This is a genomic window from Eikenella corrodens (assembly GCF_003990355.1).
Lineage (GTDB): Bacteria > Pseudomonadota > Gammaproteobacteria > Burkholderiales > Neisseriaceae > Eikenella > Eikenella corrodens_B.
This window is the reverse complement of record NZ_CP034670.1, coordinates 1,397,438-1,420,038: the sequence shown is the minus strand read 5'-3', so window position 1 is coordinate 1,420,038 and position 22,601 is coordinate 1,397,438. Positions and strand designations below refer to the sequence as shown.

Below are 22,601 nucleotides of genomic sequence, written 5' to 3'. Positions count from 1 at the left end.
ACGGCAAACAGCATGGGATGACGGCAGGGCAAAACAACAGTGCTGCAAAAATTCGCTTGGTTTACGCCAACAGTGGGGGAAGAGGAAGTACGGCAGCAACACCGGGGGTATTTTGCCTATGTGTGAAAAACCAAAAGAGGCTACCTGAAAAGTGGAAATTCTTTTTCAGGTAGCCTCTTAGCGCTTTCAGGTAGCCTCAGAGAAGAAGCTGTTTTGTGCTGCCAATCTGTTCTTCCTCAGCAGGCGGTGGGATTGTTTGGCAACGAAACCGACCGCAGGTTTGCCTGGCAGGAAAATGAAAGCCGGAGATGGGAAGATGTGCAGATACTTAGCCGCGCCGTCGTTGCAGCACCCATTTTATGTCGTCGCCCAGCTGCTCGATGCTCACGGTGTGCCAATCGGGCTCGCGGCTGAGGGCGGCGGGGTTTTCAGGTAGCCTGAACAGGGTGGGCGACTGTGTGCCGCCGAGCAGTTTGGGCGCTTGGTAACAAATGATTTCGTCCACCAAATCCTGCGCCAAAAACGCGCTGCCCAGCGTGGCACCGGCTTCAAGCATCAGCTCGCCGATGCCGCGCGCGGCCAAATCGGCCAGCACAGCATGCAGGCTGAGGCGGCCTTGGGCATCGGCCTGCAAACGGCAGATTTCAGCCGCTCCGTCGGGTGCTGGGCGGTCGGATAAGGTGTAGATGAGCGTGGGGGCGCTACCGTCGAGCAAATGGCTGCCGGCGGGTAGGCGCAGACGGCTGTCGAGCAGCACGCGCAGCGGGGGACGCAGGGTGGGGAAGTCGCGCACGGTGAGGCGCGGGTTGTCGGCCAGGACGGTGCCGATGCCGGTGAGCACGGCGCAGCTTTCGGCGCGCTGGATTTGCACGTCGTGCCGCGCGGCTTCGCCGGTAATCCATTGGCTTTGGCCGTTGGCAAGCGCGGTTTTGCCGTCGAGGCTGGCGGCGGTTTTCAGCTTCACAAACGGGCGGCCGCGTTCGATGCGGGAGAGAAAGCCGCGGTTGAGCTGCCGTGCTTCTCGTTCCATCAGGCCGCAGGCTACCTGAATACCGGCGGCTTCAAGCATAGCCAGCCCTTTGCCCGCCACCAGGGGGTTGGGGTCTTGCATGGCGGCCACCACGCGGCGCACGCCGGCACGGATCAGGGCTTCGGCGCAGGGCGGGGTGCGGCCGTGGTGGGCGCAGGGCTCGAGGGTAACGTAGGCGGTGGCGCTTTGCGCGGCGCTGTCGGCCTGACGCAGGGCGTGCACTTCGGCATGCGGCTCGCCGGCCTTGAGGTGGAAACCTTGGCCGACAATCTGCCCGCCCTGCGCAATCACGCAGCCGACGCGCGGATTGGGCGAAGTGGAAAAACGGCCTTGCCGGGCAAGGGCAATGGCTTGCTGCATCAGGGCGTGGTCGGCGGGGGAGAATTGGGGCATGTTGAGTAGCGAATGAATAGGAGAAATGGGTTACATGAAATTTTCAGGTAGCCTTGAAACCGCAAAAAGGCTACCTGAAAACGAAGCAAAGCGGAGTTTCTGCGAAGCTAAAACGAAGCGAAGCGGAGTTTCTACGAAGCTAAAAAGATGCCGATGCTTTCAGGTAGCCTTCAAGGCTGAAACGGCAGGCCGAAGTGGCTGTAGCTGCGTTCGGTGGCCACGCGGCCGCGCGGGGTGCGCTGGAGAAAGCCTTGTTGGATGAGGTAGGGTTCGATTACGTCTTCAATGGTGTCGGGGCTTTCGCCGATGGCGGCGGCTATGTTGTCCAGGCCGACGGGGCCGCCGGCAAATTTGTGCAGCACGGCTTCGAGGAATTTGCGGTCCATCATATCGAGGCCTTCGTTGTCCACATCGAGCATTTGCAGGGCGGCATCGGCCAGGGCGGCATCTACGCGGCCGTTGCTTTTCACTTCGGCGTAGTCGCGCACACGGCGCAGCAGGCGGTTGGCAATGCGCGGGGTGCCGCGGCTGCGGCGGGCGATTTCGAAGGCGCCGGTGTCGTCGAGGCTCATTTGCAGCAGGGTGGCGGAACGGGAAACGATGGTGGCGAGGTCGGCGCTGCTGTAAAACTCGAGGCGGGAGACGATGCCGAAGCGGTCGCGCAGGGGATTGGTGAGCATACCGGCGCGGGTGGTGGCGCCGACGAGGGTGAAGGGGGGCAGGTCGATTTTCACGCTGCGGGCGGCGGGGCCTTCGCCGATCATGATGTCGAGCTGGTAGTCTTCGAGGGCGGGGTAGAGGATTTCTTCCACCACGGGGCTGAGGCGGTGGATTTCGTCGATGAAGAGTACGTCGTGCGGCTCGAGGTTGGTAAGTAGGGCGGCGAGGTCACCAGCGCGCTCGAGCACGGGGCCGCTGGTTTGGCGCAGGTTGACGCCGAGTTCTTTGGCGATGATGTGAGCGAGAGTGGTTTTGCCCAGGCCGGGCGGGCCGAACAGGAGGGTGTGGTCGAGGGCTTCGCCGCGCTTTTTGGCGGCTTGGATGAAGATGCCGAGCTGCTCTTTGGTTTTGGTCTGGCCGATGTAGTCGGCAAGGGTTTTGGGGCGCAGGGCGCGTTCGAGCTGCTCTTCCTGGCTGGAAACCTGGCGGGCGGTGATGAGGCGTTCGGGTTCGGCGGCGGTGAGGGAATCGGTGTGGAGCATGATGGGAAGGGGTTTTCAGGTAGCCTTAGTGGGTTAATTTGATTGCGATTTTGTTTGGTCTTTACAGCAGCACTGCCTTGGTTTTGACAATTAGTTCCGCAGGAACTTCGCTTCGTTTTAGCTTCGCAGAAACTCCGCTTCGCTTCGTTTTCAGGTAGCCTTTTGGGAAGGCGGGGGAGAAGCAGGTGGACTACCTGAAAATTATATTGCTGTGTCCGGTTGCATTTTAGCGAAATTTATTTGGCTTGCCGTTTGCCTTGCTGGCGCTCAGTTCGTTTGCTTTCAGGTAGCCTGTTGGGCGAGGAAAGCTTCGATTGAGCCGGGCTGGCGCCGGCTGTTTTCCAGCCATTCCGGCAGCCATTCGGTGATGCGTTCGCCGGTGCGGCGGATGAAGGTGTCGGGCTGGGGTTCGTCGATATATTCTTGCTGGCGGACGAGTATGAGCGGGGCTTCGCTGCCGGGCTGCCCTTGGGCAAAGGCGAGGGCTTCGGCATGGGTGGCGAAGGCATGGAAGTAGTCATCGCCTTCATATAAATCGGGGGCGCCGCGCTCGGGATGGCACCATACGCGGTATTCGAGCACGTCGTCGTAGAAATAGCCGCCGCTGGAATGGCAGAGGGCAGGGTAGGTGCCTACTTTTTCCGGATAGGCGGCGGGCGGGTAGGGCGGCTGGCTCATTTTGTGCGGCGCTTGTTTGGAAAATAATCAGAAGGCTACCTGAAACGGCAGCCTTCTGTTGCTGGGCTAGGGGGCAGATGCGCCCTTCGGCGGGGCGGAAGCGGCCGAGGCGGCAGCAGGTGCGGATGCCGGGGTGGCCGGGGCGCTGGAATCGGCAGGCAGGGAGCTGTCGGGCAACAGGTTTTCATCGGCTTGCGATTCGATGCGTTTGCCGTTCATACTGAAGGTTTTGTTGCGCATCACGATGTGGGTGCTCACGATTTGCTTGCCGTCGATTTTCAGGTAGCCTTGCCGCGCCATGCTTTCGAGCACACTGTCGAGCCACAGGCGCACGGCTTCTTGGATTTCGTGGTCGGCATCGGGCAGGGAAGGATCGACGCTGATGTAGTTTTTGGCCTGGGCGGCGGTGAGCCGTTCGATCACTTGCTGCGGTACGGCGATATGGAAATCGGCGTCGGTTTTGGCAAGCAGATTGTCGATGTTGCTCAAATCGGCGGTGGTGAGGCTGCTAAATTTGAGTTCGCCGTTGCCGCTGATCATGCCTTGCGGGGTGGTGAGGTCGAACTGTTTGAGCCGGATAACGGGATCGTTGGTAAACAGGCCGGCGGCTTCGTTGCGCAGGGCGGCAAGCAGGGCTTCGCGCATTTGCTCGTCACTGAGGCGCTGGGTGATGAGCTGGTCGCGGCGGGTTTTGAGCGCGGCGAGGCTTTCGGCATCGAGGTGTTCGGCGCTCACGTGGATGGCCAGCGGGCCGTAGTTGTCGCTGCCGTAGTTGAGTTTGGCGAAGCCGAATTTGCCTTCGGTGTTCACCCAGCGGCCATCTTGATCCATGCGGGTTTCGATTTGCAGATCGTTGAGGGTGATTTTGGCAGGCGGCACTTGACCATAGGGGTTGATGAAGCTGCCGATTTGCAGGTCGGACACCATGTTCAGCACATCGTTAAGGCGGATGTCGTAGTTGATGCTGTCTTTCCATTCCACTTCCACCTGGCCGAGGGTGAGCTTGCTGCTGCCCAGGGCAAGGTTGTGGCTGCCTTCGCGGGTTTCGGTGTGCAGCTGGAGGTTTTTGTAGGAAACGCTGCCTTTGTCGGCCAGGGTGATGGTGAGACCGGGGTTGTTCAGGCTGCTTTGGTATTCGGTGAAGTATTTGGCGTAGTCGGTGCTGCCTTCGAGGCCTTGCCAATTAATGGCGATGCCGGAGAGCTCTTGGTATTTGAAAGCGGGCACCTGCCAAGTGAGGCGGCCGTTGCCGTTGAGTTGGATCACATTGCGCAGGCTGGCGGGGGCTTGGCTGCCGAAGAAGCGTTGCAGTATTTCGCGACTTTCGGGCTGGAAAACGAATTCGGTGTCTACCACGGCGCGCACGGGCATGCTGCCGTTGGCAAACAGGCTGTGTTTGATGTTGCTCTCCAGCGTGATGGGCTGGGTGAGGATGGTTTTAATGTTGTCGGGCAGCTTGTCTTGCAGCTGTGCCAGGAAGGTGGGCTTGAAGCGCACCACGGTGGTTTCGTGCGAACTGAACCAGCCGCGTTCGTAGCGGCGGGATTCGACTTGCAAGAAGGATGTGTGGCTTAGGATTTCATGCTGTTTGTTCAGGCTTTGTTCGGCTTTGATGCCGAGATAGTAGGGCGCGCCGAGGAATAGGGCGGCCAGCAGCAGGATGAGGCCGGAGAACAGCCAAAGGAGTTTTTTCATGCAACAACCAAAATGCGTGATATTAGGAAAGCGCAAGGATAACACCAAAACGGGGCACTGTCTTGGTGCTGGGCAAGCAAGAGGCTACCTGAAAACGGATTTTTACTTTCGTTAAAATTGTTTTCAGGTAGCCTGTGTGCCCTTAACGGGCTAAATCGGGTGGGGAACTAGACGCCGGTGCCGCTTAGGGCGTTGATGCTGTAGCCGCCGTCCACATAGGTGATTTCGCCGGTGATGCCGGAGGAGAGGTCGGACAGCAGGAAGGCGGCGGTGTTGCCCACTTCTTCGATGGTTACGTTGCGGCGCAGCGGATTTTGTGAGGCAACGTGGTTGAGCAGGCGGCCGAAATCGGCAATGCCGGCGGCAGCCAGGGTTTTAATCGGGCCGGCGGAGATGCCGTTGCAGCGGATGCCTTCGGGGCCGACGCAGGCGGCAGTGAAGCGGATAGCGGCTTCCAAGCTGGCCTTGGCCATGCCCATTACGTTGTAGTTGGGGATGGCGCGCACGGCGCCCAGATAGGTGAGCGCGAGGATGGCGCTGTTGCGGTTGCGCATCATCGGGCGGGCTGCTTTGGCCAGTGCAGGTAGGCTGTAGGCGGAAACATCGTGTGAAATTTCAAAGGCTTCTCGGCTGATGCTGTCTAAGAAATCGCCGCTGAGGGCTTCTTTGGGCGAGAAGGCGATAGCGTGCACCAGGCCGTCGAGACCATCCCATTTTTTGCCCAGGTCGGCAAATACTTGTTCAATTTCAGCATCATTTTGCACATCACAGCGGAATACCAAATCGGAGCCGAAGTCGGCCGCCATTTTGCGCACGCGTTCTTCCAATTTGTCTACTACATAGGTAAACGCCAGCTCAGCGCCTTGTTCACGGCAGGCTTTGGCGATGCCGTAGGCAATGGAACGCTCGGAAATCATGCCGGTAATCAGGATTTTTTTGCCTTGCAAAAAGCCCATTTTTCGTGTCCTCGGGGAAGTTGTCTGTGTGCAGGCTGTTTGGTTTTCAGGTAGCCTGCGCCCAAAAGCGGGGCATTATAGCTTAATTTAGATTAGCAGAGTAAATCCGGCGCTGTTTTACGGGCGTTATAAATAGCCGAAACCCGCTGTTTTCGGCAGCGGGCTTCAACTTTTCGGTTTTGAGTATTGGGATGTTAAGCAATTGGTTTCGCTAGGCGCACTCCTGTGGAATTGGGTAGATATAGCTTCTTCAGCTATGCCCCGTAAGAGAGGGGTATGGCTATTATACACAAACGATAATTGTTATCAATATTTAAATAGAAAATATTTTTATCAATACGCATGGGTACAATTTATTTTCACAATCCTAGCAACAGGAAATACGAGCGACTGTCCAGCCGTTATATAATGCCGCCCGACTTTCGTTTTCAATCCTTTAACGCCATGAACACCACGCACTCCACCGTTTCCACACAACTGTTGCACGCCAACCAACTGGGCACCGACGAAATCGCCCGTGCTTTATCTGCCATTTCTACCCATCAAGTGGACTATGCCGACATCTATTGCCAGCGCACCGCCTATGAAAGCTGGCATTTGGAAGAGGGCATGGTGAAATCCGGCAGTTTTCAGATTGATCAAGGTGTGGGCGTGCGGGCGGTGTTGGGCGAGAAAACTGCGTTTGCCTATGCCGACAGCCTAAGCCCGGCCGTATTGCGGCAGGCGGCAGAAGCGGTACGCACCATCGGCGCGGCGGGACAGGCGCGGCAAGTTAAGCTGGCTGGTTCAGCTGGCCGCCAGCAGCTTGCACTCTATACGCCGGACAATCCGATTCCCAGCTTAGACTCTGCTGCCAAGGTGACGCTGCTCAACCGTGTAGAGCAGCTGGCCAAAGCTGCCGACCCGCGCATCGTGCAAGTGATGGCCGGGCTGACTTGCGAACACGATTTAATCTATCTGGTGCGGCTGGACGGCATCACCGCCGCCGATATCCGCCCGCTGGTGCGCCTGAGCATTACCGTAGTGGCCAAGCAGGGCGAGCGGCGCGAAGTGGGCAGCTTCGGCGGCGGCGGGCGGCACGGGCTGGATTATTTCAGCGAAGAGCGGCTGCGCAGTTATGTGGAGGCGGCGGTAAAACAGGCCTTAGTCAACCTGGAATCACGCCCCGCACCCGCCGGCAGCATGACCGTGGTGCTCGGCAGCGGCTGGCCGGGCGTGCTGCTGCACGAAGCCGTGGGGCACGGGCTGGAAGGCGATTTCAACCGCAAAGGCACCAGCGCGTTTGCCGGCCGTTTGGGCGAACGCGTGGCAGCCAAAGGCGTAACCGTGGTGGACCAAGGCAATATCGAGCTGCGGCGCGGCTCGCTCAATCTGGACGACGAAGGCAACGCCACCCGCCAAACCGTGCTGATTGAAGACGGCATCCTGGCCGGCTACCTGCAAGACGAAACCAACGCCCGCCTGATGGGCATGGCGGTAACCGGCAACGGCCGCCGTGAAAGCTACGCCGCCACGCCCATGCCGCGCATGACCAACACTTTCATGCAAAACGGTAACCGCGAGCCGGAAGAAATCATCGCTTCAATTGAAAAAGGCCTCTATGCCGTGAACTTCGGCGGCGGGCAGGTGGACATTACCAGCGGCAAATTCGTATTCAGCGCCTCCGAAGCGTGGTGGGTGGAAAACGGCAAGCTGCAATACCCCGTGAAAGGCGCCACCATCATCGGCAGCGGGCCTGAAGTACTCAAACATGTGAGTATGATTGGTAACGACATGGCGCTCGACAGCGGCATCGGCGTATGCGGCAAAGAAGGCCAGAGCGTGCCCGTGGGTGTGGGGCAGCCCACACTGCGCATCGATGCCGGATTAACTGTTGGTGGCAGCGAAACTGTTTGACGGCTTGGCAATAAAGGCTACCTGAAAGGGATTCAGGTAGCCTTTATATATAACGGTGAAAGGTATATTTGCTCAACAGCTATTCAGTTCATTTGATTGCTGCTATATATAATTTTACATAATATACATTATACGAACTAACGTTTATATCGAAGGTATCCCGATTGATATTGTGCGGCCATTCTATCAACTACTGTTTTCATCAGCGCATCGAAATAAGCCCGCTTAATTCGTGCCTGATGATTTTCCCTTGCTCGCGGATACTCCAGCGAAGCAATGACTTCCAAAGGTTCGACCCCTACGACTTCCGCCACGTCTAATATCAAGGCTAAAGGCAGGCGTAACCGTCCTTTTCGATACTGGCTGATGTAGGTCGGCGGTACCTTCCAACGTTTGGCTAGTTGATAGTCCGAATAAATGCAGGCATGGAACTTGTACAAGTCCAGCCACTGTGTGGCATTAAACATAATAATAACAAAGTATTATGAAATAATAGTTTGTTATTATGACGTTTAATGCGCGGATGCGTAAGAGTGAGCGTCTGCGCAGTATTCAAAAAGGCTACCTGAAAGAGTTTTCAGGTAGCCTAACGTTTCAGGTAGAAATCTACGGGCACGTCGATTTCAGATTCAATCATCATTCCTGCTGCAGACAGTGCCGGGCGGAAGCGGTGGCGCTTGGCCGCCGCAATCGCCGCATCATCCAATGATTTGAAACCGCTCGTCCTGCCCAGCTTCACTTCTTGCGGTGGTCCGGTGAGCACATTGGTTTTCACTACGAGCCAAACTGTACCTTCCTGCCCCTGATAGCGTGCCGATTCAGGGTATTCAGCCTGAATCGAACCTATCGGCTCTGCTTCGCGGCTTTTGCCGCTGAACGTGAATTCCTGAATGCCTTCGGTCACGGATTGGGCGCTTTGGCGGTAGGCGTTCTGCGCTTCCTGCCGGGTGCAGCCTGCGGCCAGCATAGCCAAGGCTACCAGTATGAGCGTTGGATTACGCATTTTTCTCCTGCTCCCGATGAATCAGCATCTCTTGGGCATCTTTGCCGAATTCGGTAACAAGAATGTCCATGAGTTCCGTCCATTTGATGGTTCTGCCTACTTTTAGGCTAGCTTCCATTGCAAGTCTTTCAATTTTCAGTTTCTTATCAATTTTGATGTTGTAGCTTGTTGTGCCTACTCGTGCCATTTGGGTTTCCCTGTGGTTTTTAGGTAATGGAATATAGGCCTATTTAGGTAAATATTTAATTACCTGTTTACATTTTTAGGCAAATATTGTATGTTTGGTAGAAATTAGGTAATTAGGTAATTACATAAGGGCTATCAAATGAATTCCTCCTCTAGCACTCTCCGCACTTTCGAAATCAGCAACACCACCCGCAAACGCACCGATTCCCACCTGCTCCCCGTAGCGCTCGATGACATCGAGGGCTACGAGGTCGTTTTCAAAGAAGACGGCAAGATTTGCTTTTCTACTTTCTTCCCTTCCGAATGGGTTAATCATAAAGGCGCAACCTTTGATGTAGGCTTTGAACAAGCCTGCATGATGGGACACAACTTTATTGGGGGTGGTAATGGCTAAAGCTGACCGCTCCGTGTCCGTTTGTCTCTACGGCGACGAATGGCATCTAGTCTGCTACGACAGCGGCGTTCCTGTCGGTGGCAGCGTGTTTCTATCCTACCCCCTGCAACAGCCCATAATCGGGCTTGATGGCGAAACCATCGGGCGCGATTACGGCTATTGTTGCGCCCATCTCGAAGGGCAGCGTTTCATAGAAACGGGGTTGCTGCCATGACCGCCCCGCTCTACCGTCAAACAGGTAAGGTGCAGCATATAAGTGCCAACGGCAGTTATATGCTGAACCGCCGCCGCTGCATTCAATGTGATACCTATCACGATTTGATGCACTTTGCTGCTGACAGCCGCGTTTGTGATGCCTGCGCGGTAGCCGCGGCAGGGGGGCGCGGAGCTTCCGCAGGAAGCGCAGCGACCCTTCCTTGTCTTAATAGTAACAATTCAATTTCTGAACAAGTTCCCCCCGTTTATTTCCACGATTTTTCACACCAAGAAACGCAGGAATTTTCAACCAGCGGTAGAAAGTCTGCTGCTGCGTTGGAAATGAACATTCACGGTTTGATTGATGCCTACGGTATCGATAACTGCGCTTTCGTTACCCTGACTTTCCCCGACCATGTTACCGACCCGCGCGAAGCATCTCGCCGTTTCAACAGCCTGAACAGCAATTTCCTGCGGCATCAGATTGAAGGCTATGTGGGTGTGTTCGAGCTGCATAAGTCAGGTCGTATCCATTTCCATTTTGTCGTCAATCTCGGTTTTGACTGCCGCACGGGATTTGATTTTCAGGCAGTGGCAAACGGCGATTACTCAAGCGCCAGCCCTCGGCTGCGTGCCTTGTGGAAGCTGTGGCGCGAGCGTCTGCCAGCCTACGGATTCGGGCGTTTTCAGGTCGTACCTATCAAAGGCGGGGCGAAGGGCATTGCTGCCTATGTGGCGAAGTATGTCGGCAAATCCTTGGCGGCGCGCAAGCCTGAACACAAGGGTTTTCGCTTGGTTCGCTGTTCCATGGACAAGAAGCAGGAATGGAAACGCGCCAATAGCTGTTTTTCCTTTGTCTCTGCTGGTTCTCGGCATTGGCGCGAATGCCTGAAGCAATGGTTTTTGGCGTTTAAAGATTATTTGAAACAGTCCAGTTTAAAGCGTGGGCGCATTCTGCCCCACCGCATGGATACGGACGATTACGACGATTTTTTACGGGATGCTATCGGCAGTAAGTGGGCATTCCTCAACCGCCACCAAATCTTGGCATTTGGTGATTTTCTCGAAACTTCGCAGCCATTGGCTGCATGAAAGGGGCTTTTATGTCTGAAATGAAACAAGGCTTTTATGTTGTTGGTTTGTTTGACCGCGTTTTCCAGAAACGCCGCCGCCGTGATGATGGCACGGAGACGGTAAGCGACCATGTCGGCTTGCTGGTTCGTAATGAAAATAGTGGCACTCAAGTGCTTTCTGTTCGCACCAAGAATCCCGCGTTGTACGAACAGTACAAACGCGATCAGGTGGTAAGAATCAAGGTACAAGTCGGGGCTTATAAGGATTATGTGTTTTATCAGGATGAAACCTGTTAGCCATTTCTAAGGCTTCGGGGGTGTGCCTTCTAGCCCTGTAAACACTCCCACCATTTCTTTATTTGGTCGTAACGCCGCCGGCCAAATCTCTGTTTTCAGCGGCGCAGCCTGCCCCGAAAGGGGCACGCCAACGCCACACGTGGAAGCGGTATAGCGTACACGTGAGGCGATGGCGAAACCATTAAGGACTTTTGAAATGTTGAAATCAAAATCAAGCAAAATTGCCCTGTTGGGCACTACCTTGGCCGCCGTAGGCAGCCAAGCCTATGCAGCCGTACCTGATGGCGTTAAAGAGGGTATTGAAGGCGCTGGCACGGATGCAATGACCGTAGGCGGTTATGTGATTATCGCCGCGGTGGCGTTGTTTGCCGTTGGCTTAATCCTGAAGATTATGCGCTAAGGCTGCATTATGGGCTACGCCGTCGGCAATATCTGTTATGACAACCGTCAGCAGGCGGAAGACGTCTACTATTCCAAGGTCGTCCCCTATGTGGACGGCAAAGCCCTGTATCAGCCTGTCCGTAAAGCGGATGGCTGGTATTTCCAAAGTACTAAGCTGCAGGCTGCCCTGCCTTCTTGCGACCCTGCACAGAATTTTAGGGATGGCGTGCAGCTTGGACTTTATTTGATGATTCCTCTGGTGTTTGCTTGGGGCGTCGTTGTAATCAGGCGGATTTTGAGATGATTGACCAATATTTTGCAATGGGTGTCTTTGTGATGGTCTTTGTCGGTTTGATTTTGTTTCGTTATTAGGGGCTGTTATGAAACGTTTTTTATTCGGATTGGTTTTGTGCCTGCTTTCGGTTTCGGTATCGGCTGGACGTTGCCAAACAAAAGAAATGTATGCTGATTGCGGCAACGATGAAAAAGGGGTCAACCATTGCCGGATTAAGGAGTTTGTAGGTAATGAAGAAAGGCTTTGCGAAGCACCGCCGGAGTATAAGGATAAAGACGGCAACTATCATTTTGACGGGGAAGGCGACGGAAGGTTAATGCTTCCGCCGAAAGAGAAGCAGCCGAAGGGCGAAGGCAAGCCCTCACCCGCTCCGCCGTCCACCCCCATTCCCTCCACCCGCAAATGCTACAGCAGCGGGACGATTAATGCCCGTCCGGGCAGTGGCTGTTCAAAGGTTAGTGGAGATTCCCTGCCCAGATGAGCAACCCAAACCGCCGAAAGACAAGCCCCTTGTCCTTAATCCCGACAACGGCAGGATTAGGGATAACCCAAAACCGGGCGATCGCAAGGATGAAGGCCGTACCGGGGAAGGAGGACAGGACGGCAAAGGTGGTAAAGATGAAGGTAAAGGCAACGGCGAAGGCAATGGTAAGGGAGACGGCAAAGGCGACGGAGACGGTAAGGGTAAAGGTTCGGGCGAAGGCAATGGTAAGGGAGACGCCGAAGGCAAAGGCATGTTTAAAGGCGGTGCGGGCAGCGGTCATATCAGTGAGTTTCGTGTTCCGAAGTCTCGTGATGGCTTGGGGTGGCGAGGTGATTTTTTCTTGCGTAATCCTAACCAGTGTCCGCAGGACAAAACCATGAGTGTATTGGGCAGGCAGGTGGTTTTTTCCTACGCTAAGATTTGCCAGTATTTAGATATGCTTTCTCCGGTTGTTAAAGCGGTATTTATGTTTGTTGCTGGTTTGATGGTAGTGAAATCAATAAGGGCTAAATGATGGAAACTCTAACCAATTTTGTTAATAAGATTTTTCAGAATGCAATCGGTCGGATTATGGCCGCTTTTGGTATTTCTTTCGTATCGTTTACCAGCTATGAATATGGGTTGGAATACATCAAAAGTGGCGTTACGGGATTTTTGAATAGTATTCCGGCCGATATGTTCTTGCTGATTGCCAAATCAGGTATTGCCGACGGCATGGGTTATTTAATTGGCGCGGCTACCTTTATTGTGACTAAGAATATGATGAATCGCCTAATGTTTGGGGTGTTCTCATGATTTATCTGATAACGGGGACACCCGGCACAGGCAAAACGGCGTTTGCGGTATCATCAATAATTAATAACAGGGAAGGGCTTTTTAAATATGAGACAGAAGACGGCGATATGGTGGATAGGCCGCTTTATTTTTGTCATATTGACGGACTTAATGAAAAGGCTCTTAAGGCGCATCGTCTGACTGAGGAACAAATTCAGTCGGCCCCGTTGAATGAACTTGTTCCGGAAGGTTCTGTAGTCATTGTTGACGAGGCAGATTACGCCTATCCCACTCGTGCCGCTGCTAAGGAAGTGCCGCCCTATATAAAAACGCTGAAAGAATTGCGCCACCATGGTTTCACGCTGATTTTGATGGTGCAGCACCCAACCATGCTTGATAGCTATCTGCGCAATTTGGTGGGTAAGCATTGGCATTTGGAACGCAAACAGGTGGGAACCAAGCTGTATGAGTTCTACCGTTGCGAAACCAACCTTTCCGCCGCCTGCGCGGTCAAAGGTGTGGTTTCTGACTTTTACAAACCAGACAAGAAGGCGTTCAGATACTACAAATCGGCCAGTGTCCATATTAAATTCAAAAAGAAGCTCCACCCAATTTTTTACGGTCTCGGTTTATTGCTTGTCTGCACACCTCTGTTTGTTTATTACACTGGCGGGCGGTTTGTGAAACGCTACTATGGCGGAGAAGGACAGGCGGAATCTGTGGCTGTGGTGGAGGCATCGGCAGCGGTAGCGGATATGCCGCCGCAGTCGGCTTATCCTGCTACCGTGGCTGCTGCTTCTAACCCTTTACCCCCGGGCTCGAAAGTCGAAGATTACCGTCCACGGATTGCCAACCTTCAGGAAACCGCGCCGATTTACGATAACCTTCGTTAAGTGGCAGATTTTCCCCGCCGTGTTGCCTGTGTGGCTTCGGCTGATAGCTGTAACTGCTACAGCCAGCAAGCCACCATATTGCCCAATATCAGCACGGCAGAATGTCGCGCCATCGTCAAACAACGTCCGTTTGACCCATATCGCAAGATAGAAACGGAACGAGCGGAAACAACTGTTTCCGCTCCGCCGTCTGAGCCGCAAGTTTTGGCATTGGATGGTAGCCAAAAGCAGAATATATCGTACTCTGAATTACCAAACATGGCGCAGTAAGAACCCACATCGTTAGCCGCATTGTCAAGGGGGAAGCTTTGTAAAGGCGAAGCCTTTATGAATACCCCCTTTACAATGCTACCCAGTAGGACACTCTAGCCCAAGGGGAAGTGTTAAAGCGAAGCGGCAACCTTCCCCGCGCGGCGTCGCAAGTGAGACTTGGGGGTTTGGGGGACTAGTCCCCCATGCTGTAGCAGGTTTTTCAGGTAGCTTAGTCTGTTGTGCCGAAGGCACGTATTGGGGGGCGCAACGCGCCACACAATACACCCAAGGGGATACAAGGGGCGAAGCCCTTGCTTAGCAGATGTATAAACTACCGAAACCGTTCATTATACGAACTAACGTTTATATCGAAGGTATCCCGATTGATATTGTGCGGCCATTCTATCAACTACTGTTTTCATCAGCGCATCGAAATAAGCCCGCTTAATTCGTGCCTGATGATTTTCCCTTGCTCGCGGATACTCCAGCGAAGCAATGACTTCCAAAGGTTCGACCCCTACGACTTCCGCCACGTCTAATATCAAGGCTAAAGGCAGGCGTAACCGTCCTTTTCGATACTGGCTGATGTAGGTCGGCGGTACCTTCCAACGTTTGGCTAGTTGATAGTCCGAATAAATGCAGGCATGGAACTTGTACAAGTCCAGCCACTGTGTGGCATTAAACATAATAATAACAAAGTATTATGAAATAATAGTTTGTTATTATGACGTTTAATGCGCGGATGCGTAAGAGTGAGCGTCTGCGCAGTATTCAAAAAGGCTACCTGAAAGAGTTTTCAGGTAGCCTAACGTTTCAGGTAGAAATCTACGGGCACGTCGATTTCAGATTCAATCATCATTCCTGCTGCAGACAGTGCCGGGCGGAAGCGGTGGCGCTTGGCCGCCGCAATCGCCGCATCATCCAATGATTTGAAACCGCTCGTCCTGCCCAGCTTCACTTCTTGCGGTGGTCCGGTGAGCACATTGGTTTTCACTACGAGCCAAACTGTACCTTCCTGCCCCTGATAGCGTGCCGATTCAGGGTATTCAGCCTGAATCGAACCTATCGGCTCTGCTTCGCGGCTTTTGCCGCTGAACGTGAATTCCTGAATGCCTTCGGTCACGGATTGGGCGCTTTGGCGGTAGGCGTTCTGCGCTTCCTGCCGGGTGCAGCCTGCGGCCAGCATAGCCAAGGCTACCAGTATGAGCGTTGGATTACGCATTTTTCTCCTGCTCCCGATGAATCAGCATCTCTTGGGCATCTTTGCCGAATTCGGTAACAAGAATGTCCATGAGTTCCGTCCATTTGATGGTTCTGCCTACTTTTAGGCTAGCTTCCATTGCAAGTCTTTCAATTTTCAGTTTCTTATCAATTTTGATGTTGTAGCTTGTTGTGCCTACTCGTGCCATTTGGGTTTCCCTGTGGTTTTTAGGTAATGGAATATAGGCCTATTTAGGTAAATATTTAATTACCTGTTTACATTTTTAGGCAAATATTGTATGTTTGGTAGAAATTAGGTAATTAGGTAATTACATAAGGGCTATCAAATGAATTCCTCCTCTAGCACTCTCCGCACTTTCGAAATCAGCAACACCACCCGCAAACGCACCGATTCCCACCTGCTCCCCGTAGCGCTCGATGACATCGAGGGCTACGAGGTCGTTTTCAAAGAAGACGGCAAGATTTGCTTTTCTACTTTCTTCCCTTCCGAATGGGTTAATCATAAAGGCGCAACCTTTGATGTAGGCTTTGAACAAGCCTGCATGATGGGACACAACTTTATTGGGGGTGGTAATGGCTAAAGCTGACCGCTCCGTGTCCGTTTGTCTCTACGGCGACGAATGGCATCTAGTCTGCTACGACAGCGGCGTTCCTGTCGGTGGCAGCGTGTTTCTATCCTACCCCCTGCAACAGCCCATAATCGGGCTTGATGGCGAAACCATCGGGCGCGATTACGGCTATTGTTGCGCCCATCTCGAAGGGCAGCGTTTCATAGAAACGGGGTTGCTGCCATGACCGCCCCGCTCTACCGTCAAACAGGTAAGGTGCAGCATATAAGTGCCAACGGCAGTTATATGCTGAACCGCCGCCGCTGCATTCAATGTGATACCTATCACGATTTGATGCACTTTGCTGCTGACAGCCGCGTTTGTGATGCCTGCGCGGTAGCCGCGGCAGGGGGGCGCGGAGCTTCCGCAGGAAGCGCAGCGACCCTTCCTTGTCTTAATAGTAACAATTCAATTTCTGAACAAGTTCCCCCCGTTTATTTCCACGATTTTTCACACCAAGAAACGCAGGAATTTTCAACCAGCGGTAGAAAGTCTGCTGCTGCGTTGGAAATGAACATTCACGGTTTGATTGATGCCTACGGTATCGATAACTGCGCTTTCGTTACCCTGACTTTCCCCGACCATGTTACCGACCCGCGCGAAGCATCTCGCCGTTTCAACAGCCTGAACAGCAATTTCCTGCGGCATCAGATTGAAGGCTATGTGGGTGTGTTCGAGCTGCATAAGTCAGGTCGTATCCATTTCCATTTTGTCGTCAATCTCGGTTTTGACTGCCGCACGGGATTTGATTTTCAGGCAGTGGCAAACGGCGATTACTCAAGCGCCAGCCCTCGGCTGCGTGCCTTGTGGAAGCTGTGGCGCGAGCGTCTGCCAGCCTACGGATTCGGGCGTTTTCAGGTCGTACCTATCAAAGGCGGGGCGAAGGGCATTGCTGCCTATGTGGCGAAGTATGTCGGCAAATCCTTGGCGGCGCGCAAGCCTGAACACAAGGGTTTTCGCTTGGTTCGCTGTTCCATGGACAAGAAGCAGGAATGGAAACGCGCCAATAGCTGTTTTTCCTTTGTCTCTGCTGGTTCTCGGCATTGGCGCGAATGCCTGAAGCAATGGTTTTTGGCGTTTAAAGATTATTTGAAACAGTCCAGTTTAAAGCGTGGGCGCATTCTGCCCCACCGCATGGATACGGACGATTACGACGATTTTTTACGGGATGCTATCGGCAGTAAGTGGGCATTCCTCAACCGCCACCAAATCTTGGCATTTGGTGATTTTCTCGAAACTTCGCAGCCATTGGCTGCATGAAAGGGGCTTTTATGTCTGAAATGAAACAAGGCTTTTATGTTGTTGGTTTGTTTGACCGCGTTTTCCAGAAACGCCGCCGCCGTGATGATGGCACGGAGACGGTAAGCGACCATGTCGGCTTGCTGGTTCGTAATGAAAATAGTGGCACTCAAGTGCTTTCTGTTCGCACCAAGAATCCCGCGTTGTACGAACAGTACAAACGCGATCAGGTGGTAAGAATCAAGGTACAAGTCGGGGCTTATAAGGATTATGTGTTTTATCAGGATGAAACCTGTTAGCCATTTCTAAGGCTTCGGGGGTGTGCCTTCTAGCCCTGTAAACACTCCCACCATTTCTTTATTTGGTCGTAACGCCGCCGGCCAAATCTCTGTTTTCAGCGGCGCAGCCTGCCCCGAAAGGGGCACGCCAACGCCACACGTGGAAGCGGTATAGCGTACACGTGAGGCGATGGCGAAACCATTAAGGACTTTTGAAATGTTGAAATCAAAATCAAGCAAAATTGCCCTGTTGGGCACTACCTTGGCCGCCGTAGGCAGCCAAGCCTATGCAGCCGTACCTAGGCCAGCCGCCGAAGAAGGAAGCAAAGGGCTTTCGCTATCGGCACCGAATTCGGCTACAATACCGCTTAGCATGAGCTAAACAACTTCTTCCTTCCCCAACCAACTGTCGGTAGTGCGAACGGCGCGGTTGTGGGTAAGATCGGTTTTTTGTTCAGCTTATCCTACGCTTTCTGCCAGCATCCATTCATTGTCTGCCAAAGGAGACCCAAACCATGTTTTCCCACAGCCTTACCATAGCCAAATACGATCCCGAACTTGCCGCTGCCATTGCCGCCGAGGAACAGCGCCAGCAAGACCATGTTGAGCTGATTGCCTCCGAGAACTACGTCAGCTGCGCCGTGATGGAAGCCCAAGGCAGCCAGCTCACCAACAAATACGCCGAAGGCTATCCCGGCAAACGCTACTATGGCGGCTGCGAACACGTAGACGTGGCCGAAGAGCTTGCCCTCGAACGCGTGAGAAAACTGTTCGGCGCCGCCTATGCCAACGTACAACCCCACTCCGGCTCACAGGCCAACCAAGCCGTATATGCCTCCGTATTGAAACCCGGCGACACCATCCTCGGCATGAGCCTCGCCCACGGCGGCCACCTCACCCACGGCGCATCAGTAAATATTTCCGGCAAGCTCTACAACGCCATCACCTACGGCCTGGACGAAAACGAAGTGCTCGACTACGCCGAAGTGGAACGCCTCGCGCTTGAGCACAAACCCAAAATGATTGTGGCCGGCGCCTCCGCCTACGCCTTGGAAATCGACTGGGCACGCTTCCGCCAAATCGCCGATAAAGTGGGCGCGTATCTGTTTGTGGATATGGCACACTATGCCGGCCTGATTGCCGCCGGCGAATACCCCAACCCCGTGCCGCACGCCGACTTCGTTACCACCACCACCCACAAAACCCTGCGCGGCCCGCGCGGCGGCGTGATTCTGTGCCGCGACAATACCCACGAAAAAGCGCTCAACTCCGCTATTTTCCCCAGCCTGCAAGGCGGCCCGCTAATGCACGTGATTGCCGCCAAGGCCGTGGCCTTCAAAGAAGCCCTGTCGCCCGAATTTAAGCAATACGCCAAACAGGTGAAGATCAATGCCGCCGCCATGGCCGAAGAGCTGGTAAAACGCGGCCTGCGCATCATTTCCGGCCGCACCGAAAGCCACGTTTTCCTAGTGGATCTGCACCCGAAACACATCACCGGCAAAGCTGCTGAAGCTGCACTGGGCAAGGCATTGATTACCATCAACAAAAATGCCATCCCGAACGATCCGGAAAAACCCTTCGTTACTTCCGGCATCCGTGTAGGCACCGCCGCCATCACCACCCGCGGCTTCGACGAAGCTGCCGCCCGCAAACTGGCGAATCTGGTGGCCGATGTGCTGGACAAACCCGAAGACGAAGCCAACCTGGCGCGCGTGGCTGGCGAAGTGAAAGCCTTGTGCGACCAATTCCCTGTGTACGGCGCATAAGCAGATAGCTTAGATTGCCTCGCTTGAAATAAAACTAGCCGGCTGTTTCCAGCCGGCTTTTTTATACCATTCAATATATAGCGGATTACAGATAAGGCGGCGAGTCACCGTCAGTATGAGTAATACGGCCAAGCGCACCAATGCCGTAGCATTCTTATAGTGGATTAAATTCAAGGGGCTGTACTAGATTAGCAGATGTGTTACCCTCAAAATATGAAGATAACACACTGCAAATTAAAGAAAAAAGTACAGAAAGAACTGCTCCGTTTTTTTGTACTCGAAGTTACCGCCCGTTCTGCCGCCGATATTTTGGGTATCCATCCCAATTCGGCAGCACTGTTCTACCGCAAAATCCGTATGGTCATCAGCCATCATCTGGCCTTGGCTGCCGATGAGGTTTTCGAGGGCTCTGTCGAGTTGGACGAAAGCTATTTCGGCGGGCACCGCAAGGGCTGATGTGGTCGCGGTGCGGCAGGAAAAGTGGTTGTCTTCGGCATCCTGAAACGCAACGGACGGGTCTGTACCGTTGTGGTGGATAATGCCAAGTCTGAAACGTTACTCCCTGTCATCAAAAAGAAAATCATGCCGGACAGTATTGTTTATACCGATAGTCTGAGCAGTTACGACAAGTTGGACGTAAGCGGTTTTATCCATTACCGCATCAACCATTCCAAGGAATTTGCAGACCGTCAAAACCACATCAACGGCATTGAGAATTTGGGAAATCAGGTGAAACGCGTCTTGCGCAAATACAACGGAATTGATCGCAAATCCTTCCCGCTGTTCTTGAAAGAATGCGAATTTCGGTTTAACTTCGGTACACCGTCCAGGCAGCTAAAAATCCTGCGGGATTGGTGTGGAATTTAGGGCTAATCTAGTACAGCCCCAAATTTAAATCAGGACAAGGCGGCGAGCCGCAGACAGTACAAATAGTACGGCAAGGCGAGCCAACGCTGTACTGGTTTAAATTTAATTCACTATATTTAAAAGGCTACCTGAAAATTTCAGGTAGCCTTTCATTCATGCGATTGAAGCAATCAAACCGAGAATGAAGAACCGCAGCCGCAAGTAGTTACGGCATTCGGGTTGCTGCGGATAACGAATTGCGAGCCTTGCAGGCCTTCGGTGTAGTCGATTTCCGCACCGAGCAGGTATTGGTAGCTCATCGGGTCGATTAGGAAAACGAGGCCGCTTTTTTCGATTTGGAAGTCGTCGTCGTTCACAATTTCGTCGAAAGTGAAACCGTATTGGAAGCCGGAGCAGCCACCGCCGTTCACGAACACGCGCAGTTTCAAATCGGGGTTGTTTTCTTCGGCAATCAGCTCGGCTACCTTATTGCAGCAGCTTTCAGTGAAGATAATGGGATCGCTGTGATCAATATCAGACATGGTTTATTCCTTTTTCTGTGTTATGCGGGATGGGCTTATTGTGGCGCAAGCGGGGTTTGCGGGCAAGTCGGCCTTGGGTAAATTCTAAGCGGCAAATAAGGGCGGGGTTGGCAGGTTTAAAGTGCAGGCAGGCGGTACTTACAACAGAATATTTTAAGGCGGGCGTTGCGTTTGGCTCTCACCTGCATATAGAGGCTACCTGAAAACCGTTTGCCATTTTTCAGGTAGCCTTTTGATTTTAGGCTGCCCTACCCTAAGCCAATTCTTCCTGCCATTGCTCCAAGAGTTTCTGCCATTCGCCTTCATTTTTATGACCTTGGGCGATGGCGGCCTTGAGGTGGGAAATTGCCTCGCCGGCGTTGGCGCGCACGCCCCAGCCGTGGTAGTAGAGGCAGGCGAGGTTGTAATGCGCCACGGGGTCGTGTCGGAGGGCGGCTTTTTTAAACCAAGCAGCGGCTTTTTCGTAGTCTTTGCCCACAAAATCACCAAGGAAAAACATCATACCGAGGTTGGTTTGCGCGCGCGGCAGGCCGTATTCGGCGGCGGCTTTGTAGAGCGAGAAGGCTTGGCCGATGTCTTGGGTGACGCCGTTGAGACCGAAATGGCAGATGAAGGCCTGGCGGTAGTGTTCTTCGGCCAGCTGTTCTTCCGGATCGGGCAGGTGGCACACCGGGTCGGAAGCGTGGCGCTGGGGTTTCACCGGCTCGGCCAGCTTTTCTTTGGCTTCTTCGTGCCCGTTGAGCACGGCCTGCTCGTACCATTGTCGCGCCAGTTTGTCGTCTTTGGATACGCCCAAGCCGTAGCGGTACACATCGCCCATTTGATACATGGCGTCGGCATTACCCAGGCGTACAGCCTGCTCCAGGCAGCGCACGGCGGCTTCGAAATTTTGCTGGATGCCCTGCCCGGTGAGCAGCTGTTTGGCCAGCAGGCTCAACGCTTCCGAGTCGTTGGCGTTGGCAGCTTGGATAATCCATTGTACGGCGGCTTTGGGGTCGGCAGCACAACCGATGCCGTTGAGCCGCATATGCCCGGCCTTGCTTTGGGCAGCCACCACGCCTTTGGCGGCCACGCGCTCATACCAATGCAGGGCTTTGGCTTTGTCCATGCCGCCGAAGCGGCCGGTTTCATACAGGCGGGCGAGCTGCCATTGCGCATCGCCATAGTCCTGTTCGGCGGCGCGTTTGAGCCAGCTGATGCCTTGGCGAACGTCGGTTTTGGTGCCCAATCCGTGCAGGAGGGCATAGGCCATGTGGTATTGTGCCTGCGGTTCGCCCAGCGCGGCGGCATGGGAAGCCCAGGCAAAGGCTTTTTGGTGCTGGCCGTGGGCGGCCGCGTTTTCCATCAGCCACACAATGGCCGGCGGGAATTTTTGCGCAGCCAGGTGCTGCATCACTTGGCTGGCGGCCAATACGTCTTGCTGCATACCTTCGCCGTTGGCCTGCATCAAAGCCAGGCTGTAGGCGGCTTTCAGGTAGCCTGAAGCGGCGGCGCGCTCCAGCCAATATAATGCGGTGGCATGGTTTTGCGGCACATTTTGGCCTTGGCGGTTCCATTCGCCCAGCTCGTATTGCGCCTGCTGGTGCCCCATTTCGGCGGCCTGGAGCATATCGGCCACGGCTTTTTCACGGGTGTCTTCTGCTTCCAGCAGCTGTTGGGCACGGCGGTAGTATGCTTCGGCATCAGGCAGATTATCCTGTTCCGTCCGCTTTGTTTTCACCAACTTGGCCGCTTTGCGCCCGAGTGCAAATTTAATCATTTGTTCCAACCGTATTTAAATCTTTCTTTTAGCGGCTATTGGGGCGAAGGCGCATTCCGCTCCTCCCTAAGTTCAGGCCGGTTGGCAAGGGCCATTCCCCTGCCCGCTAACTGTTCTGTTGCACGGCATCTTGTTAATATACAGGTATTTTAGCACGCCAGACCACCCTGTGGCAGCCCGTTTGAGCTATTCGAGGCTACCTGAAAAGCCAAAGCGCACCGATAATTTGCTAACAGAGCCTCTTTTACGCATAAATTGCCAAACT

The 22,601-nt window shown here is 53.9% G+C and carries 29 protein-coding genes and 1 pseudogene; 17 read left to right on the top strand and 13 right to left on the bottom strand.

What is annotated here, in order from left to right; genetic code table 11:
- Positions 1-328 precede the first annotated feature (328 nt).
- The 5 genes from ribD to fabI all read right to left on the bottom strand — a co-directional run bounded on the left by ribD (position 329) and on the right by fabI (position 5,954).
- Entirely contained in the window at positions 329-1,423 is a 1,095-nt protein-coding gene (ribD, locus tag ELB75_RS07160) for a bifunctional diaminohydroxyphosphoribosylaminopyrimidine deaminase/5-amino-6-(5-phosphoribosylamino)uracil reductase RibD (protein ID WP_126983336.1), read from the bottom strand.
- Positions 1,424-1,593: 170 nt separating this feature from the next.
- Entirely contained in the window at positions 1,594-2,625 is a 1,032-nt protein-coding gene (gene ruvB / locus ELB75_RS07155; protein ID WP_126983335.1) for a Holliday junction branch migration DNA helicase RuvB, read from the bottom strand.
- 282 nt (positions 2,626-2,907) lie between these two features.
- Positions 2,908-3,303: a GCN5 family acetyltransferase gene (locus ELB75_RS07150; protein WP_126983334.1), complete on the bottom strand. Its 396-nt coding sequence runs from the start codon at positions 3,301-3,303 to the stop codon at positions 2,908-2,910.
- Between the two features lie 66 nt (positions 3,304-3,369).
- Entirely contained in the window at positions 3,370-4,998 is a 1,629-nt protein-coding gene (locus ELB75_RS07145) for a YdgA family protein (protein ID WP_126983333.1), read from the bottom strand.
- 167 nt (positions 4,999-5,165) lie between these two features.
- The gene (gene fabI, locus ELB75_RS07140) at positions 5,166-5,954 is read right to left on the bottom strand and encodes an enoyl-ACP reductase FabI (protein ID WP_126983332.1); all 789 of its coding nucleotides are present in this window, start codon (positions 5,952-5,954) and stop codon (positions 5,166-5,168) included.
- Positions 5,955-6,398: 444 nt separating this feature from the next.
- On the opposite strand from fabI, the gene tldD reads away from it, so the two are divergent.
- Positions 6,399-7,850, top strand: coding sequence for a metalloprotease TldD (gene tldD, locus ELB75_RS07135; protein WP_431306058.1), 1,452 nt, complete (start codon positions 6,399-6,401; stop codon positions 7,848-7,850).
- Positions 7,851-7,987: 137 nt separating this feature from the next.
- Here tldD and ELB75_RS07130 read toward each other — a convergent pair whose 3' ends face one another.
- The 3 genes from ELB75_RS07130 to ELB75_RS07120 form a co-directional block, all read right to left on the bottom strand.
- Entirely contained in the window at positions 7,988-8,317 is a 330-nt protein-coding gene (locus ELB75_RS07130) for a helix-turn-helix domain-containing protein (RefSeq protein WP_126983324.1), read from the bottom strand.
- Positions 8,318-8,436: 119 nt separating this feature from the next.
- On the bottom strand, positions 8,437-8,853 hold the full coding sequence (locus ELB75_RS07125) for an energy transducer TonB (RefSeq protein WP_126983323.1): 417 nt from the start codon (positions 8,851-8,853) through the stop codon (positions 8,437-8,439).
- Complete coding sequence (locus tag ELB75_RS07120; RefSeq protein ID WP_126983322.1) at positions 8,846-9,040, bottom strand: hypothetical protein; 195 nt, start codon at positions 9,038-9,040, stop codon at positions 8,846-8,848. Before ELB75_RS07120 ends, ELB75_RS07125 begins: the two co-directional genes overlap by 8 nt.
- A gap of 138 nt (positions 9,041-9,178) precedes the next feature.
- Here ELB75_RS07120 and ELB75_RS07115 point away from each other — a divergent pair, with 138 nt between their 5' ends.
- The 10 genes from ELB75_RS07115 to ELB75_RS07070 all read left to right on the top strand — a co-directional run bounded on the left by ELB75_RS07115 (position 9,179) and on the right by ELB75_RS07070 (position 13,825).
- A complete protein-coding gene (locus ELB75_RS07115; RefSeq protein WP_126983321.1) occupies positions 9,179-9,433 on the top strand; it encodes a hypothetical protein in 255 nt (84 codons plus the stop codon).
- Positions 9,426-9,647 carry a hypothetical protein gene (locus ELB75_RS07110; RefSeq protein ID WP_126983320.1) on the top strand — a complete coding sequence of 74 codons (222 nt, stop codon included), beginning with the start codon at positions 9,426-9,428 and terminating at the stop codon, positions 9,645-9,647. Before ELB75_RS07115 ends, ELB75_RS07110 begins: the two co-directional genes overlap by 8 nt.
- A complete protein-coding gene (locus tag ELB75_RS07105) occupies positions 9,644-10,720 on the top strand; it encodes a rolling circle replication-associated protein (RefSeq protein WP_241236048.1) in 1,077 nt (358 codons plus the stop codon). The genes ELB75_RS07110 and ELB75_RS07105 overlap by 4 nt, the downstream gene beginning before the upstream one ends.
- Positions 10,721-10,731: 11 nt before the next feature.
- On the top strand, positions 10,732-10,998 hold the full coding sequence (locus tag ELB75_RS07100) for a hypothetical protein (RefSeq protein WP_126983319.1): 267 nt from the start codon (positions 10,732-10,734) through the stop codon (positions 10,996-10,998).
- Between the two features lie 169 nt (positions 10,999-11,167).
- Complete coding sequence (locus tag ELB75_RS07095; RefSeq protein WP_126983330.1) at positions 11,168-11,398, top strand: major capsid protein; 231 nt, start codon at positions 11,168-11,170, stop codon at positions 11,396-11,398.
- Positions 11,399-11,407: 9 nt separating this feature from the next.
- Positions 11,408-11,683: a hypothetical protein gene (locus ELB75_RS07090; protein WP_126983329.1), complete on the top strand. Its 276-nt coding sequence runs from the start codon at positions 11,408-11,410 to the stop codon at positions 11,681-11,683.
- A gap of 76 nt (positions 11,684-11,759) precedes the next feature.
- Complete coding sequence (locus ELB75_RS07085; protein ID WP_126983328.1) at positions 11,760-12,155, top strand: hypothetical protein; 396 nt, start codon at positions 11,760-11,762, stop codon at positions 12,153-12,155.
- A complete protein-coding gene (locus tag ELB75_RS07080) occupies positions 12,100-12,672 on the top strand; it encodes a virulence factor TspB C-terminal domain-related protein (protein WP_126983327.1) in 573 nt (190 codons plus the stop codon). Before ELB75_RS07085 ends, ELB75_RS07080 begins: the two co-directional genes overlap by 56 nt.
- The gene (locus tag ELB75_RS07075; RefSeq protein ID WP_126983326.1) at positions 12,669-12,953 is read left to right on the top strand and encodes a DUF2523 family protein; all 285 of its coding nucleotides are present in this window, start codon (positions 12,669-12,671) and stop codon (positions 12,951-12,953) included. The genes ELB75_RS07080 and ELB75_RS07075 overlap by 4 nt, the downstream gene beginning before the upstream one ends.
- Positions 12,950-13,825: a zonular occludens toxin domain-containing protein gene (locus tag ELB75_RS07070; protein WP_126983325.1), complete on the top strand. Its 876-nt coding sequence runs from the start codon at positions 12,950-12,952 to the stop codon at positions 13,823-13,825. Before ELB75_RS07075 ends, ELB75_RS07070 begins: the two co-directional genes overlap by 4 nt.
- Before the next feature lie 608 nt (positions 13,826-14,433).
- On the opposite strand, the gene ELB75_RS07065 is transcribed toward ELB75_RS07070, so the two are convergent.
- The 3 genes from ELB75_RS07065 to ELB75_RS07055 all read right to left on the bottom strand — a co-directional run bounded on the left by ELB75_RS07065 (position 14,434) and on the right by ELB75_RS07055 (position 15,486).
- The gene (locus ELB75_RS07065) at positions 14,434-14,763 is read right to left on the bottom strand and encodes a helix-turn-helix domain-containing protein (protein WP_126983324.1); all 330 of its coding nucleotides are present in this window, start codon (positions 14,761-14,763) and stop codon (positions 14,434-14,436) included.
- A gap of 119 nt (positions 14,764-14,882) precedes the next feature.
- Positions 14,883-15,299 carry an energy transducer TonB gene (locus tag ELB75_RS07060; protein WP_126983323.1) on the bottom strand — a complete coding sequence of 139 codons (417 nt, stop codon included), beginning with the start codon at positions 15,297-15,299 and terminating at the stop codon, positions 14,883-14,885.
- Positions 15,292-15,486 carry a hypothetical protein gene (locus tag ELB75_RS07055; RefSeq protein WP_126983322.1) on the bottom strand — a complete coding sequence of 65 codons (195 nt, stop codon included), beginning with the start codon at positions 15,484-15,486 and terminating at the stop codon, positions 15,292-15,294. The genes ELB75_RS07060 and ELB75_RS07055 overlap by 8 nt, the downstream gene beginning before the upstream one ends.
- Positions 15,487-15,624: 138 nt before the next feature.
- Here ELB75_RS07055 and ELB75_RS07050 point away from each other — a divergent pair, with 138 nt between their 5' ends.
- The 6 genes and pseudogenes from ELB75_RS07050 to ELB75_RS07025 all read left to right on the top strand — a co-directional run bounded on the left by ELB75_RS07050 (position 15,625) and on the right by ELB75_RS07025 (position 20,056).
- Positions 15,625-15,879: a hypothetical protein gene (locus tag ELB75_RS07050; protein ID WP_126983321.1), complete on the top strand. Its 255-nt coding sequence runs from the start codon at positions 15,625-15,627 to the stop codon at positions 15,877-15,879.
- Positions 15,872-16,093, top strand: coding sequence for a hypothetical protein (locus ELB75_RS07045; protein ID WP_126983320.1), 222 nt, complete (start codon positions 15,872-15,874; stop codon positions 16,091-16,093). Before ELB75_RS07050 ends, ELB75_RS07045 begins: the two co-directional genes overlap by 8 nt.
- Complete coding sequence (locus tag ELB75_RS07040; RefSeq protein WP_241236048.1) at positions 16,090-17,166, top strand: rolling circle replication-associated protein; 1,077 nt, start codon at positions 16,090-16,092, stop codon at positions 17,164-17,166. The genes ELB75_RS07045 and ELB75_RS07040 overlap by 4 nt, the downstream gene beginning before the upstream one ends.
- A gap of 11 nt (positions 17,167-17,177) precedes the next feature.
- Positions 17,178-17,444 (top strand): hypothetical protein, encoded by a 267-nt coding sequence (locus ELB75_RS07035; protein ID WP_126983319.1) that lies wholly within the window; start codon positions 17,178-17,180, stop codon positions 17,442-17,444.
- A 494-nt stretch (positions 17,445-17,938) separates the two neighbouring features.
- Entirely contained in the window at positions 17,939-19,189 is a 1,251-nt protein-coding gene (glyA, locus tag ELB75_RS07030; RefSeq protein ID WP_126983318.1) for a serine hydroxymethyltransferase, read from the top strand.
- A gap of 213 nt (positions 19,190-19,402) precedes the next feature.
- Positions 19,403-20,056: pseudogene (locus ELB75_RS07025) on the top strand (IS1595 family transposase).
- Positions 20,057-20,226: 170 nt separating this feature from the next.
- Here the strand turns inward: ELB75_RS07025 and erpA are convergent.
- Positions 20,227-20,577, bottom strand: coding sequence for an iron-sulfur cluster insertion protein ErpA (gene erpA / locus ELB75_RS07020; protein WP_003821808.1), 351 nt, complete (start codon positions 20,575-20,577; stop codon positions 20,227-20,229).
- A 253-nt stretch (positions 20,578-20,830) separates the two neighbouring features.
- Positions 20,831-22,336: an SEL1-like repeat protein gene (locus ELB75_RS07015; protein WP_126983317.1), complete on the bottom strand. Its 1,506-nt coding sequence runs from the start codon at positions 22,334-22,336 to the stop codon at positions 20,831-20,833.
- Positions 22,337-22,601 lie beyond the last annotated feature (265 nt).